Genomic DNA, 13,372 nt, shown 5'->3' with positions numbered 1-13,372 from the left:
CAACTATGCGTGACGGGCCGGCGGTGCCGGAGACCGGGCCTCCCGGGCGGCCTGCCGCTCCGCCCGGCGGCGGCGCCGACGACGTACCACCCAGAGCACCAGCAGCGGCACGGCCAGCAGGAAGAGCAGCACCAGCACCGGCAGCAGGATCGCGGCCAGCGAGAAGACCACGCTCGTGGCGTCCTCGGCGGTGCTCGCCACCGGGGCGCCGAGGCCGGCCGTACCGGCGTTGATCACCGGTCGGGCCGCCGCCTTCAACCCGTGCACGCCGAGCGCGATCAGCACCCCGATGGCCACCGGCACCCACTGGCTGGAGCCGAAGAAGGCACCCGGATCGCTGACCGTGACCGTCTCCGCCCCGGAACCCGCGCCGAAGGCGAGCCCGCCGGCGGTCGGCCGGACCACGGTCTGCACCACGTCGTTGACGTGGTCGACCACCGGCACCTTGTCGGCGACCACCTCGATCACCAGCAGCACCGCCAGGATCGCCAGCACCCAGCCGTTGGAGATCCACTGCCAGCCGCTGGGTAGCTGTATGACCTCGGTGTACCTGGCGAGCAGGCCCATGGTGAGCAGCGGGATGTACGCGTTGAGTCCGGCCGATGCGGCGAGGCCGGTTCCGGTGAGGGCTTCCAGCACGGGTACCAGGATGGCACCGACCCGCCACTCCGGCGCGCCGGCACCGACCCGCCAGCACGGCGCGTCGGGTGGAGATCGACGCTTCCGCTACCCTCGTCGGGTGCGGTTGGTGATTGCGCGGTGCTCGGTGGACTACGTCGGACGGCTCTCGGCCCACCTGCCGCCCGCGACCCGGTTGCTGATGGTCAAGGCGGACGGGTCGGTCTCGATCCACGCCGACGACCGGGCCTACAAGCCGCTCAACTGGATGAGCCCGCCGTGTCGGCTGGAGGAGGCCCCCGGCGTGTGGCGGGTGGTCAACAAGGCCGGCGAGGAGCTGCGGATCACGCTGGAGGAGATCTTCCAGGACTCGTCGTACGAGTTGGGGGTGGACCCCGGGCTGCGCAAGGACGGCGTGGAGGCGCACCTGCAGGAGTTGCTGGCCGCCAGCCCGACCGCGCTGGGCGACGGGTTCACGCTGATCCGCCGGGAGTACATGACCGCGATCGGCCCGGTCGACCTGCTCTGCCGGGACGGCGTCGGTGCCACGGTGGCGGTGGAGGTGAAGCGGCGGGGTGAGATCGACGGGGTCGAGCAGCTCACCCGCTATCTGGAGCTGCTCAACCGCGACCCGCTGCTCGCCCCGGTCGGCGGCGTCTTCGCCGCCCAGGAGATCAAGCCGCAGGCCCGGGTGCTCGCCACCGACCGGGGCATCCGGTGCGTGGTGGTCGACTACGACCGGCTGCGCGGCATCGAGCGCGACGAGCTGACGCTCTTCTGAGCGCAGGCCAGACGCTGCTGACCGCAGATCGGACGCGCCCGGGTCGGGAGTGACCGACCGGGCGGGCGGTGGCGCGCGCCGAAGCTGAAGAAAACTTTCAGTTACATCGATTGACGCTGGCCATTTCCGCCGTAATAATTGGCGTCAATATTGATCAACGTCGTTTCCCTTAAACCCCCGAAGGGAGGACCGATCATGGTAGCTGTGACCGGGGAGGTGTCCTGGTTCTGTTGCGGCAGTTCCTGGGGCCCCTGCGGCACGGCCGGTGGCGGTGCCTGCGGCACCTGCAGATCCGGCAACCTCCAGCACGCCTGGCCGAACACCTCGCAGGCATGCCTGGACATCACCCGACCGCACGTCTGCGGGCCCAGCCTGGCCCGCCGGACCTGCGGGTTCGTCCACTACACCACCAACCTCTGCAACGGCGCCCGGGTCCGCACCTCGATCGCCGACTGCGGGCCGCAGACCGACCTCTTCTGCGGCGAGCGCACCTGCTGCGGCTCGTCCTGCGGGACGAACCGCATCATCGACCTGACCCCGGCCGCCTACAGCGCGATCGCCAGCCTCTCCACCGGGCTGCGGCCGTGCTCGGTCGACACGGTGTAGGGGAGGAGCCGCGATGACGAACACCATGGACCGTCGACGGCTGCTCAGCACCGCCGTGCTCGGCGGCGCGGGCCTCGCCGGAGCCTCCGTGCTCGGCCCGCTCGCCCCGGAGGCGGCCCTCGCCGCCGAACCGGTCACGCTCGAACCCGGGGCTCCCGACCCCAACTTCGCCGAGGGGCGGGTCACCTCGATCACCGGCACCGTGGTGCTGCTGGCCGCCTCGGACGGTGCGCTGCACCGGATCCAGGTCACCAACGGCACCAGCATCTGGAAGTTCCAGCCGACCACCTTCGACCGGTTGGAGAAGGGCGACGGCATGTACGTCCGGGGCGTACGGCTGCCCGACGGCACCCTCGCCGCCGACTCGCTCTGGGCCAACATCGTCAACCTGACCGCGCACATCGTCTCGGTCGGGCGCAACGTGCTGCACCTCGACCACCACGGCAGGCGGGTGGTCGGGCACGTCGTACCCGGCACCACCGCCGCCGTCTACAACGGCACGCCCGCCATCTCCGACGTGTCGCTGCTCCGGGTCGGCGGGCACGTCCAGGTGATCGGCGCCTGGCACCCCGACACCAACGAGATCAGCATCGCCACCGTCTACGCCGCCAACTGAGGTGCAAGGAAGGGCCCCCGCTACAACAGAAAACGATATGCGGGGGCCCTTCCTTGCACCTCTTCCCCTGGAAGAGGAGGCATCATGCTGCAACTCCTGGCGGCGCTCCAGCCCCTGCTGGTGGGCGTCGTGCTGATCTGGTCGGCCCGGATCAAGCTGCTGGACCGGCGGGCCGCCGGGCAGGCGCGCCGCTCGGCACTCGGCACGCTGGTCGGCGAGGAGCGGGCGGTGCCGGCGTACCGGCTGCTCGGCGGGGTCGAGCTGCTGCTCGGCATCCTGCTGGTGCTGCCGCCGGCTCCCGTCGCCGAGCCGCTCGCGGCGGCCGGGCTGGCCACCGGCTTCGTCGGCTACCTCTGGTACGCGCGCCGCGCCGCACCCGGCGCGTCGTGCGGCTGCCTGAGTGCCAGGGCCACCCCGGTCACCGGTCGCAGCATCGGCCGGGCCGGCCTGCTGGTGCTGGCCGGGCTCGCGGGCGCGGCGGCCGGCGGCGCCCACTGGCTGCCGGTGCTGCTCGACCGGCCGGTCGGCGCGGTCGGGGTGCTGCTGGCCGAGGCGGCCGTGGTGGTGGCGCTCTCTCCCGAGTTCGACTCGGCCTGGCTGCTGCCACTGCGCCGGCTCCGGGTCCGGCTCACCTCCCCGCTGCGGGGCGGCTCCGGGGTGCCGCTGCTGGCCAGCGTGCAACAGCTTCAGCTCAGTGCCGCGTACCGGCAGGTGGCCGCGCTGCTCACCTCCGACGTCCGGGAGCACTGGCTGGAGGATCCGTGGCGGATGGTCTGCTACTCGGCCCGCTACCAGGGCCGGCCGGCGACGGCGGTCTTCGCCGTGCCGGCGGCGGAGGTGGCACCGGAGCGGGTCCGGGTCGCGGTGGTGGACGACTCGACCGGGGCCACGCTGGTCAGCCTGGCCGGGGAGCGGGCGTACGCCACCTGACGCCGCGCCCCCGGTCGGCCCGACGGCTCAGCTGCCGGTGCGGACCGCGATCAGAGACTTGATCATCCCGGCCAGCCGTTCGGCCCGGATCCGCGAGTGCGGGAAGTAGTGCCGCATCTGCGACCGGTCCACCAGCTCGGTCCAGAGCACCTGCTGGATCGCGGTCTCGCGGGAGTCCGGCCGGGTGTGCGCCAGCGGCCAATGCCGGGCCAGCGCGACCCGCAACCGGACCGGGGCGAACTGCATGCCCGGGGCGATCCAGTGCGGCTCGATCGGGAAGTAGCGGTAAGGGGTCTGCACCCAGTGCGCGTCGGCGAGCGCGTGCACGGTCTCGGCGAACCGCAGCCGGCGCTCGTGCCCGCCGACGTGCTCCAGCACCGAGTTGGAGAAGACGAGGTCGTAGCGGCGGCCGGCGATGTGCCGGGGCAGCGCGCAGGCGTCGCCCCGGTCGACCTCCGCCCAGTCCGGTACGTCGGCGGGGGCCTCCTCGAGGTTCACCACGTGCACGTGTTTGGGGCGCACCCGGGCCCGGACCCAGGTGCCGAGCCGTCCGCCGAGGTCGATGACGGACATCTGGGCCAGATCCGGGAAGGTTTCCGCAAGCCATCCGGCCCGCCGCTGTCGCCGCCGGGCACCCCAGGAGTTGTCGCTGTCGACCAGGCGGAATCGCAACGCGTGCAGTCCCATTGGGCGAACGGTACCGATGCGAGAGGCGGCGAGGGATGCCTTAGTCGTCCTTTTGTCGCCACGATCGGTCAGACTGTCATCACCGCCCGTACATTATTTTGGCCGCCTTCACGATACGGTCCAGGTGTGCCGGGGTGCGTTCGAACGTCATCGCCGGCAGCAGCGAGGGACCGCGCCGTCTGGTCACCGCCTTGCTGCGGGCGAACTCGCGCAGCCCGTCCGCGCCGTGGATCCGGCCGAAGCCGGAGTTGCCGATCCCGCCGAAGGGCAGTGTCGGCATCCCGACGAAGGTCAGGGTGGAGTTGATCGCGGTCATCCCGGAGCGCATCCGGGCGGCGATCCGCGTGGCCCGGCGCCGGCCGAAGACCGCGCCACCCAGGGCGTACTGTGCGGCGTTGGCGCGGGTCAGCGCCTCCTCGGCGTCGCTGACCCGGCTGATGGTGAGGGTGGGGCCGAAGGTCTCCTCGCGGACGGCCTCGGCGTCCTCCGGCACGTCGACCAGGATCGTCGGGTGCACGTACGGCGGCCGGACGGCGTCGGGGCCACCGAGTACGGCCCGGCCGCCGCGCGCGATGGCGTCCTCGATGTGCCGGCGGATCGTGGCGATCTGGTCGGGCATGGTGATCGGGCCGAGGTCGGCGTCGTCCGGGCCGACGGTCAGCCGGCCGGCCCTGGTCACCACCTTGTCGACGAAGGCGTCGTAGACGGGCGCGGCGACGTAGGCACGCTCGATGCCGATGCAGGTCTGGCCGGCGTTGGTGAAGGCGCCCCAGACGCAGGCCCCGGCGGCGGCGTCCAGGTCGGCGTCGGTGTCGACGATGGCGGCGTCCTTGCCACCGGCCTCGATGACGAGCGGGGTGAGCGTCTCGGCGCAGGCGGCCATGACCAGTTTGGCGGTACGGGTGGAGCCGGTGAAGGCCAACTTGTCGATGCCGGAGCGGCAGAGCGCGGCGCCGACCTCGCCGAGCCCCTGCACCGCCTGCAGCACCGGCTGCTCGGGCACGACCTCGGCGAAGGTGTCCACGAGCCACTGGCCGACGGCGGGGGTGTATTCGCTCGGCTTGCAGACGACCGCGTTCCCGGCGGCGAGGGCGTAGCCGATGGAACCCAGCGGGGTGAGTACCGGGTAGTTCCACGGGCCGATCACACCGACCACCCCGAACGGCTGGTATTCGAGCCGGGCGGAGAACTCGGCCACGGAGAGCCGGGAGCGCACCCGGCGGGGTCCGAGCACCCGCTTGGCGTTCCGGGCGGCCCAGTCGAGGTGGTCGATGGCACTGACCGTCTCGACCACGGCTTCGACGACCGGCTTGCCGGTCTCCAGGTGGGACAGTTCGGCGAGTTCGGTGATCCGGTTGGCCATCAGCGCCCGCCAGCGCAGCAACCGGGTGCGCCGGCCGGTGAAGCCGAGCCCCGCCCACCAGTCCGCCGCGACCCGGGCCCGTTCGACGGCCCGGCCGACACCATCGGCGTCCGCGACCGGGAACCGCCCGGCCAGTTCCCCGGTGGCGGGGTTGGTGGAGATCAGCTCTCCGTCGGAGACCCGCGGTACGCCGGGAGCGTGCATTCCGGGTGCGCCGGGAGCGTGCGCGGTCGTCATGACGGGAGTCTAGACCCGAGGATTACCCGCGGGTAAGTACGCGGCGGCGCCGCATCGGCCGAACCGGCGAGGTCGCGGTCCCCTGCCGGTCGGTGCGGTTCGACCCGGCGGGACGTGGAACCCGGCCGTTCCGGGTGGGAAGCTGGCCGGGGGCCGACGTTGCCGCGTCGGTGTGGGGGGTGGAACCGGATGGAGACATCCATGTCCGATGAACACGAGCTGTTGCCGATACTGACCGTGACCAGTGGGTCGCTGCGAGGTGCGAGCTTCCGGCTCGGTCCGGGGTTGCGCCGGATCGGTCGGGAAGACGGCGCCGACGTGCTGCTGGACGACCCGAAGGTGAGCCGCCGGCACGCCACTGTCGAACTCGCCGCCGGCCGGGTGGTGTTGACCGACACCGGATCGACGAACGGGACGTGGATCAACGACGAACGACTCCGCGGGCACGGCGAGCTGCGGGACGGTGACCGGATCCGGCTGGGCAACCTGGAGCTGCGCTTCTTCGATCCCGGAGCCGCCGCGACCGACCGCCTCGGCACGTACCGCGACCTGCTCGGGCCGCCCGCGCCCGCACCCCCGCTCGTGCCGGCCGGTGCCGGCGGTCCGGCGTCGGCGGCCGGCGCGCTCGCCGCACCGACCCAACTGATCGGTACGCCTGCCGGGCGGTCCCGCCGGATGCTCCTGATGATCGGTGGTTGCGTCGTGCTCGCCGGCGGAATGGCCTGGGCGTACCTCGCCCTCGGATGACCTGGGCGCACGTGCTCCGACCGCAGGTGGCACACCCGGTCATGTGCCCGGGCCGGGATATGGGGCCGGGCCACATGTCCGCAGCAGGTGCCGGCTGGCATCATCGCCCGGATGGAGATCCGGGCACACGAGATTTCGGCGAACGGCATCCGGCAGCGGGTCCTGGTGGCGGGCCCGCCGGACGGCCGCCCGGTACTGCTGATCCACGGCAACTGCTCGTCCGCCGACTTCTGGCGACCGTTGCTCCGGCACCTACCGGCGGATCTGCGCCTGGTCGCCCCCGACCTGCGCGGCTACGGCGGCACCGAGGTCGCGCCGGTGGACGCGACGCGAGGGCTGGGGGTCTTCACCGACGACGTCGCCGCGCTGCTCGACGAGCCGACCCTCTTCGCCCCGACCCTCTTCGACGCCACCCGCTCCGGCGTGGCGGGCGCCCGGCCGGTGGTGGTCGGGCACTCGCTCGGCGGTGGCGTGGCGATGCGGCTGCTGGTGGACCACCCCGGGCGGGTGGCCGGGTTGCTGCTGGCGGCGCCGGTCTCGCCGTACGGCTTCGGCGGCACCCGGGACCTGGTCGGCACCCCGACCACCCCGGACTTCGCCGGCACCGGCGGCGGCACGGCGAACCCCGACTTCGTCCGCCGGCTGGCCGCCGGTGACCGGAGCGCCGACGAGCGGACCAGTCCGCGTACGGTGCTGCGCACCGCCTACGTCGCCGACCCGGCCAGCCTCGGCGCGGACGAGGAACTGCTGCTCGACTCCGTGCTCTCCACCGCGACCGGCGACGACAACTATCCGGGCACGCACCGGTCCAGCGACAACTGGCCGGGGGTGGCGCCGGGGGACCGGGGCGTGCTCAACACCCTGGCGCCGAACCACTTCCGGATCGCGGACGAGCTGGTCGCCGTCGCCGGGAAGCCGCCGATCACCTGGGTACGCGGCGACGCCGACGCGATCGTCTCGGACACCTCCCTCTTCGACCTGGCGCAGCTCGGCGCGCTCGGCGTACTGCCCGGCTGGCCCGGGGCGGAGGCGTGCCCGCCGCAGCCGATGATCGGGCAGACCCGGGCGGTGCTGGACCGGTACGCGGCGGCGGGCGGCAGCTACCGGGAGATCGTTCTTGCCGGTTGCGGCCACTCGCCCACCATCGAGCGCCCCACCGAGTTCGCCGCCGCCCTGCGGGACCTGGTGTCGGGGACGCACCGGGTCGAGGCCGCCGGGCGGGCCGTGGCAGACTCGCCGCAGTGACTTAGCGGCCGTTCAGGCGGCCGCTCGTGACGGTGCGGGAGGCCACGGGTGGCAGGCGGAACGACCGGTGCCGGCGGCGGCACCCCGAGCCGATTCGGTGCCGGCGGCACCCCGAGCGGGCCCGGTGCCGGCGGCACCCTGAGCGGGCCCGGTGCCGGCGGCACCCTGAGCGGGCCCGGTGCCGGCGGCACCCCGAGCGGGCCCGGTGCGCAGGGCGCTCCCCTCGCCACGGTCGGCGTCGTCGGGCTCGGCACCATGGGCGCCGGCATCGCCGAGGTCTTCGCCCGCGGCGGTCTCCGGGTGGTCGCCGTCGAGATCACCGGGGAGGCCCTCGACCGGGGCCGCGCCACCCTGACCCGCTCCACCGACCGGGCGGTCGCCCGGGGGCGGCTGAGCGGCGCCGACCGGGACGCCCTGCTGGGCCGGGTCACCTTCGCGGTGGGGCTGCCCGCGCTCGCCGAGGTCGACCTGGTGATCGAGGCGGTACCGGAGCGGCTCGACCTGAAGCGGCGGCTCTTCGCCGACCTGGACCGGATATGCCGGCCGGCGACGATCCTGGCCAGCAACACCTCCTCGTTGAGCGTCACCGAGATCGCCGTCGCGACCGGCCGGCCGGACCGGGTGGTGGGGATGCACTTCTTCAACCCCGCGCCGGTGATGAAGCTGGTCGAGGTGGTCCGGACCGTGACCACCTCGGTCGAGGTGGTCGGCGCGGTGCAGCAGCTCTGCGCCCGGCTCGGCAAGGTCGCGGTGACCATCGCCGACCGGGCCGGTTTCGTCGCCAACGCCCTGCTCTTCGGCTATCTCAACCAGGCCGTCGGGATGGTCGAGTCGGGGTACGCCGGCCGCGAGGAGATCGACACCGCGATGCGGCTGGGTGCCGGGCTGCCGATGGGGCCGCTGGCCCTGCTCGACCTGATCGGCCTGGACACGGCGTACGAGATCCTGGAGACCATGTACCGGCGCGGTGGTCGGGACCGCCGGCACGCGCCGGTGCCGCTGCTGCGCCAGATGGTCACGGCGGGACTGCTCGGCCGCAAGTCCGGTGCGGGCTTCTACCGGTACGAGCGGCCCGGTTCGGGCACCGTGGTAGCCGACGGGCAGACCCCGGCGGCGCCGGACGGTGCCCGTCCGGTGCGCCGGGTCGGGGTGGTCGGGTCGGGGGAGGCCGCCGCCGGGCTCGGCGAGCTCTTCGGGCGAGCCGGCTACGACGTGGTCGTGGTCGCCCGGGGCGCCGCGCCCTCCGGGGGGTCGCCGGGGCTGACCGCGGTGGCCGATGCCGACCTGGTCGTCGAGGCGGTCGCCGACGAACTCGCCGCCAAGCGGGCGCTCTTCGCCGAACTGGCCGAGGTCTGCAAGCCGGATGCGCTGCTCGCCACCACCGGCACCCTTCCGGTGATCGACATCGCGATGGCCGCCCGCCGGCCGGCCGAGGTGGTCGGGCTGCACCTGCTCGACCCGACCCCGGCCGGCGCGGTGGTGGAGATCGTGCGTACCGTCCGCTCCTCGCCGGAGGCGGTCGCGACCGCCCGCGCGGTCTGCGCCAAGCTGGGCCGCGCCGGGGTGGTCTGCGGGGACCGGGCCGGGTTCGTGGTGCGGGCGCTGCTGCACCCCTACCTGAACGACGCCGTGCGGATGCTGGAGGCGTCGTACGCCACGGTGGAGGACATCGACCACGCGATGACGCTGGGCTGCGGCTATCCGACCGGCCCGTTCGAGGTGCTCGACCGGCTCGGTCCGGAGGCGGCGCTGCGGATCCAGCTGCGGCTCTACCGGGAGTCCCGGGAGCCGGGGCTCGCCCCGGCTCCGCTGCTCGAACAGGTGGTCACCGCCGGCCGAACGTTCCGGGGACAACCGGCGGAGTGACTCCCCGCCGGTGTCGCCGGGCGATCGCGCGGCCGCGTGACCGTGGCCGGGCCGCTACCGGGCGATCCGCAGACTGACGGCGGCGTTGCTGCTCCGGCCGCCGTCGGTGAGCCGGTAGACGAAGCGGTCGCTGCCGGCCCGGCGGTCGCCGTTCGGCCGGTAGATGACCGTCCGGCCGGTGGTGACCTGCACGGTGCCGTGCGCCGGCGGAGTGACGATGGTGAGCCGGGTGGTGCCGGTGGCGAAGTCGTTGGCCAGCACCGGGATGCCGGTCGCCTTGACCGCGCTGACCCGGGGGTTGTCCCGGACCGCCCGCGGCGCCGTCACGAACCCGCCGGTGCCGGTGCCGATGAAGACCGTCTGCGCCGCGGTCACGTCGCTGGTGGTGACGACGTCCAGGATCCCGTCGCCGTTGCGGTCCGCCACCGCGACGCTCCAGGACTCGTCGCCGTAGGCGTCGCCGTGCAGATCCAGCACGGTGCCGTCGTCCAACACCACGACCACGCCGGTGAAGTAGTCGCCGCAGCCCTCGGCGTACGCGATCGTCACGTCCATCGCGCCGTCGCGGTCGAAGTCGGCCAGGTGGTGCTGTGGCCGGCCGGAGCAGTACCGCACCGGGCCGGGCGTCAGCGTGCCGCCGGCGGTGGCCAGGTAGGTGGCGAACCCCTCGCCCTGGTCGGTCCACTCGTAGACGTCCTGCCGCCCGTCGCCGTTGAAGTCGGCGGTGCCGATGTAGCTGGGCTGCCAGATGGTGTCGAAGCCGCGGACGACCCGGAAGCCGTCCAGCAGCAGCAGGGTGTCGTCGATCGACGGCGGCGGACCGGCGAACCAGGTGACCACGAGTTCGTTGGCGGCGTCGCTGTCGAGGTCGAGCCCGACCCCCATGTCCGGGCAGTACTCGGCCGACGGCAGGTACGGGTACGACTGTGCCGGGCCGTAGCCGCCGCCGGGGCGGCCGAGTTCGACCCGTACCACGCAGCCGGACGCGCCGGGCGCGGTGCCGAGGGTGTTCCGGTCCGGCCGGCCGTCCCCGTTGACGTCGGCGACGATCGGCTCGTCCTGCCAGCCCGCGAGTGCGGGCGGCGCGGTCAGGCCGACGGTGGCGGTGGCCACCCCGACCGCGACCGCGAAGATGGTGATGCGTCGGCTCCACATGGTGCCTCCTCCGACCCAGTTGGCGCTTCGGGACAAATCGCTTTCCTGGTGGAGAATAGGGCGCACGCAGAGCAATCAACTATGTGCTGACCGTAATGTGACACGCTGTTTCGGCGGCCTGTCCATGGGTACCGACGCGGGCAGGGCGGGTCCGGCCCGCCCTGCCCGCGTCCGCGTTCAGCCGACGATCCGCAGGCTGACCGCGGCGTTGCTGGTCCGGCCGTCCTGGGTGAGCCGGTAGATGAAGACGTCGGTCCCGCCGTGCACCGGATGGGGGGTGTAGATCACGGTGCCGTTCGTGGTGACCTTCACCGTGCCGTGCCGGGGCGGCGTCCAGATGCTCACCCTGACCCGGTCGGTGGCGGCGAAGTCGTTGCCGAGCACCACGATGCCGGTCGCCTTCAGCCCGCTCACCGTCGGATAGTCGCGGATCGCGACCGGCGACCGGACGAAGGTGCCGTTGCCCACCCCGATGAAGGTGGCGACCTCACCGGTCAGGTCGTTGTGGGTGGTCACGTCCGGCACGCCGTCCCGGTTGGCGTCCCCCGTCTCGGCGGTCCAACTCGCGAACCCCTCGACGTCGGTGTGCAGGTGAATCAGCCGGCCGTCGTCGAGGACCACCACCACCCCGCTGAAGTAGTCGCCGCAGCCCTCGACGTACGCGATCGCCACGTCCATCGCGCCGTTGCGGTTGAAGTCGGCGAGCCGGCTGGTCAGCGGCCCGGAGCAGTGCCGCACCGGGCCGGGCGTCAGCGTGCCGGTGCCGGTGGCCAGGTAGGTGGCGAACCCCTCGCCCTGGTCGGTCCACTGGTAGACGTCCTGCCGGCCGTCGCCGTTGAAGTCGGCGGTGCCGATGAAGCTGGGCTGGTAGATGGTGTTGAAGCCGCCCGAGACCTGGAAGTTGTCAAGTGCCAGCAGGGTGTGCGGGACCGTGCTCGGCGGGCCGGCGAACCAGGTGACCGCGAGTTCGGCCGGCGGGTCGGCGTCGAGGTTGAGCCCCACTCCCATGTCCGGGCAGTTGGGCTCGGCGGCCGGCAGGGAGAGGTAGGTGTACGGCCGCCCCGCCCCGTAGCCGCCGCCGGGCAACCCCAGACCGACCACCGCCCGGCAGGACGTCGAGGCCCCGACGAGGTGGTCGAGCACCACCCTGTCCGGGTGGGCGTCCCCGTTCACGTCGGCGATGATCGCCTCGCCCGGGCCGCCCGCGGCGGCACCGGGCGCGTCCGTGCCCACCGCACCGGCTGTCGTGATGATTGCCGCCATGGCGACGGCGGCGACCCGCCTACCCCTCATGGTCCGCCTCCCTGGCCTCGCCAACCCCCTCCAGGGTCGGGCTATCCGGTCCACCGCAGATAGACGACCCCGCTGCTGCGGTGGTCGCCATCCGTGAGCTGGTACGTGAACCGATCGGTTGCGCCATGGTCGGCCCGGGGGCGGTAGACGATGCGACGGTCGCTGATGACCTGGACGGTGCCGTACCGCGGCGGCGTGCTGATGGTGACCGTGGCCCGCGAGCTGACGTAGTCGTTCGCGAGGACGTCGATCGCCACCGCCTTGGTGCCGGTGAGCGTGACGGAGTCGGTGTTCGCCTTGGGGGACCGGACGAACCTGCCGCTCGGGGTGCCGATGAAGAACTCGATCGCTCCGGTCAGCCGGGAGACGGTGCGGATGTCCCGGAGGCGGTCGCCGTTGGCGTTGACCACCTGGCTGGTCCAGGTCTCCACGCCGACCAGGTCGTGCTGGAGTTCCTGCGGCGTGCCGTCGTCGAGCACCACCACGACGCCGCTGTTGAAGGTGCTCGACCGGCAGCGCTCGCTGTAGCTGTTGACCAGGTCGGTGGCGCCGTCCAGGTCGAAGTCGGCCAGGTTGTAGTCGATCGGCATGCCGCACCACTGCGTCGGCCCCTGCACCAGCGTGCCGTTGCCCTGGTTGAGGTACGTCTCGATGCCCTGCCCCTGGTCGGTGATCGCGTAGACGTCCTCCCGGCCGTCGCCGTCGAAGTCGTCGGTGCCGAGGTGGTAGGGCGCGAAGATCGCCGAGAGCAGGCCGGACGCCGGCCGGAAGGAGTTGTCCAGGTACATCAGGTTGTACGGCACGGTCGGTGGCGGTCCCGGATACCAGGCCACGACCAGTTCCTCCCGCCGGTCTCCGTTCAGGTCGACGGCCACGCCCAGCTCCGGGCAGCGGGTGCCGATCCCGGTACCACCCGGCCGCAGGTAGACCGAGGCGACGGGTAGCCGGTAGCCGCCGGAGGCGGTGCCGTGTTCCACGATGACGGAGCAGAAGTCGGGCTGGACCAGGCCGAGGGTGACCCGGTCGGTGAAGCCGTCGCCGTTGACGTCGCCGAAGACCTGCTCGCCCCGGCCGCCGGCCCAGGCCAGCGGCGGCGCCCAGGCCACCCCTCCGCCCGTCGCGGCCACGACCACGATCACCATCGCCAGGGCGGTACGTCTACGCCACATGGCCCCTCCCTGGTAGTCGACGTGTTCCGGCCTCTCCGGGTCCGGGATGGTCCTGTCCA

13 protein-coding genes are annotated in these 13,372 nt (G+C 72.8%); 7 read left to right on the top strand and 6 right to left on the bottom strand.

Annotated elements, in window-relative coordinates; translation table 11 throughout:
- Positions 1-3: 3 nt before the first annotated feature.
- Positions 4-639 (bottom strand): DUF4126 domain-containing protein, encoded by a 636-nt coding sequence (locus tag ACN27G_RS23995; protein WP_421495018.1) that lies wholly within the window; start codon positions 637-639, stop codon positions 4-6.
- A gap of 100 nt (positions 640-739) precedes the next feature.
- Between ACN27G_RS23995 and nucS the strand changes: the two genes are divergently transcribed.
- The 4 genes from nucS to ACN27G_RS23975 all read left to right on the top strand — a co-directional run bounded on the left by nucS (position 740) and on the right by ACN27G_RS23975 (position 3,551).
- A complete protein-coding gene (gene nucS, locus ACN27G_RS23990) occupies positions 740-1,399 on the top strand; it encodes an endonuclease NucS (RefSeq protein WP_421495017.1) in 660 nt (219 codons plus the stop codon).
- 195 nt (positions 1,400-1,594) lie between these two features.
- A complete protein-coding gene (locus ACN27G_RS23985) occupies positions 1,595-2,005 on the top strand; it encodes a hypothetical protein (protein ID WP_421495016.1) in 411 nt (136 codons plus the stop codon).
- Between the two features lie 13 nt (positions 2,006-2,018).
- Entirely contained in the window at positions 2,019-2,621 is a 603-nt protein-coding gene (locus ACN27G_RS23980) for a cell wall protein (RefSeq protein ID WP_421495015.1), read from the top strand.
- Between the two features lie 84 nt (positions 2,622-2,705).
- A complete protein-coding gene (locus ACN27G_RS23975) occupies positions 2,706-3,551 on the top strand; it encodes a MauE/DoxX family redox-associated membrane protein (protein ID WP_421495014.1) in 846 nt (281 codons plus the stop codon).
- A gap of 27 nt (positions 3,552-3,578) precedes the next feature.
- Here the strand turns inward: ACN27G_RS23975 and ACN27G_RS23970 are convergent, their stop codons facing one another.
- Both ACN27G_RS23970 and ACN27G_RS23965 read right to left on the bottom strand, forming a co-directional pair.
- Positions 3,579-4,238 carry a class I SAM-dependent methyltransferase gene (locus tag ACN27G_RS23970; RefSeq protein WP_421495013.1) on the bottom strand — a complete coding sequence of 220 codons (660 nt, stop codon included), beginning with the start codon at positions 4,236-4,238 and terminating at the stop codon, positions 3,579-3,581.
- Positions 4,239-4,317: 79 nt separating this feature from the next.
- Entirely contained in the window at positions 4,318-5,805 is a 1,488-nt protein-coding gene (locus ACN27G_RS23965) for an aldehyde dehydrogenase family protein (RefSeq protein ID WP_421497437.1), read from the bottom strand.
- Between the two features lie 234 nt (positions 5,806-6,039).
- On the opposite strand from ACN27G_RS23965, the gene ACN27G_RS23960 reads away from it, so the two are divergent.
- The 3 genes from ACN27G_RS23960 to ACN27G_RS23950 all read left to right on the top strand — a co-directional run bounded on the left by ACN27G_RS23960 (position 6,040) and on the right by ACN27G_RS23950 (position 9,696).
- Positions 6,040-6,585 (top strand): FHA domain-containing protein, encoded by a 546-nt coding sequence (locus tag ACN27G_RS23960; RefSeq protein ID WP_421495012.1) that lies wholly within the window; start codon positions 6,040-6,042, stop codon positions 6,583-6,585.
- A gap of 111 nt (positions 6,586-6,696) precedes the next feature.
- Entirely contained in the window at positions 6,697-7,830 is a 1,134-nt protein-coding gene (locus ACN27G_RS23955; RefSeq protein ID WP_421495011.1) for an alpha/beta fold hydrolase, read from the top strand.
- A gap of 165 nt (positions 7,831-7,995) precedes the next feature.
- Entirely contained in the window at positions 7,996-9,696 is a 1,701-nt protein-coding gene (locus ACN27G_RS23950) for a 3-hydroxyacyl-CoA dehydrogenase family protein (protein ID WP_421497436.1), read from the top strand.
- 54 nt (positions 9,697-9,750) lie between these two features.
- Here ACN27G_RS23950 and ACN27G_RS23945 read toward each other — a convergent pair whose 3' ends face one another.
- From ACN27G_RS23945 to ACN27G_RS23935, 3 genes are all read right to left on the bottom strand, one after another.
- A complete protein-coding gene (locus ACN27G_RS23945; RefSeq protein WP_421495010.1) occupies positions 9,751-10,851 on the bottom strand; it encodes an FG-GAP-like repeat-containing protein in 1,101 nt (366 codons plus the stop codon).
- 177 nt (positions 10,852-11,028) lie between these two features.
- Positions 11,029-12,144, bottom strand: coding sequence for an FG-GAP-like repeat-containing protein (locus tag ACN27G_RS23940; protein ID WP_421495009.1), 1,116 nt, complete (start codon positions 12,142-12,144; stop codon positions 11,029-11,031).
- Positions 12,145-12,185: 41 nt separating this feature from the next.
- Positions 12,186-13,313: an FG-GAP-like repeat-containing protein gene (locus tag ACN27G_RS23935; protein ID WP_421495008.1), complete on the bottom strand. Its 1,128-nt coding sequence runs from the start codon at positions 13,311-13,313 to the stop codon at positions 12,186-12,188.
- Positions 13,314-13,372: the final 59 nt, after the last annotated feature.

The sequence above is a fragment of the Plantactinospora sp. WMMB334 genome (genome assembly GCF_049179095.1).
In the GTDB taxonomy this organism is placed as follows: domain Bacteria; phylum Actinomycetota; class Actinomycetes; order Mycobacteriales; family Micromonosporaceae; genus Plantactinospora.
This window is presented reverse-complemented; position numbering and strand designations above follow the sequence as displayed.

Coding starts and splice junctions, on each gene's coding strand:
- ACN27G_RS23985 (WP_421495016.1), top strand. CDS start 1,595: ATGGTAGCTGTGACCGGGGAGGTGTCCTGGTTCTGTTGCGGCAGTTCC.
- ACN27G_RS23980 (WP_421495015.1), top strand. CDS start 2,019: ATGACGAACACCATGGACCGTCGACGGCTGCTCAGCACCGCCGTGCTC.
- ACN27G_RS23975 (WP_421495014.1), top strand. CDS start 2,706: ATGCTGCAACTCCTGGCGGCGCTCCAGCCCCTGCTGGTGGGCGTCGTG.
- ACN27G_RS23970 (WP_421495013.1), bottom strand. CDS start 4,238: ATGGGACTGCACGCGTTGCGATTCCGCCTGGTCGACAGCGACAACTCC.
- ACN27G_RS23965 (WP_421497437.1), bottom strand. CDS start 5,805: ATGCACGCTCCCGGCGTACCGCGGGTCTCCGACGGAGAGCTGATCTCC.
- ACN27G_RS23960 (WP_421495012.1), top strand. CDS start 6,040: ATGTCCGATGAACACGAGCTGTTGCCGATACTGACCGTGACCAGTGGG.
- ACN27G_RS23955 (WP_421495011.1), top strand. CDS start 6,697: ATGGAGATCCGGGCACACGAGATTTCGGCGAACGGCATCCGGCAGCGG.
- ACN27G_RS23945 (WP_421495010.1), bottom strand. CDS start 10,851: ATGTGGAGCCGACGCATCACCATCTTCGCGGTCGCGGTCGGGGTGGCC.
- ACN27G_RS23940 (WP_421495009.1), bottom strand. CDS start 12,144: ATGAGGGGTAGGCGGGTCGCCGCCGTCGCCATGGCGGCAATCATCACG.
- ACN27G_RS23935 (WP_421495008.1), bottom strand. CDS start 13,313: ATGTGGCGTAGACGTACCGCCCTGGCGATGGTGATCGTGGTCGTGGCC.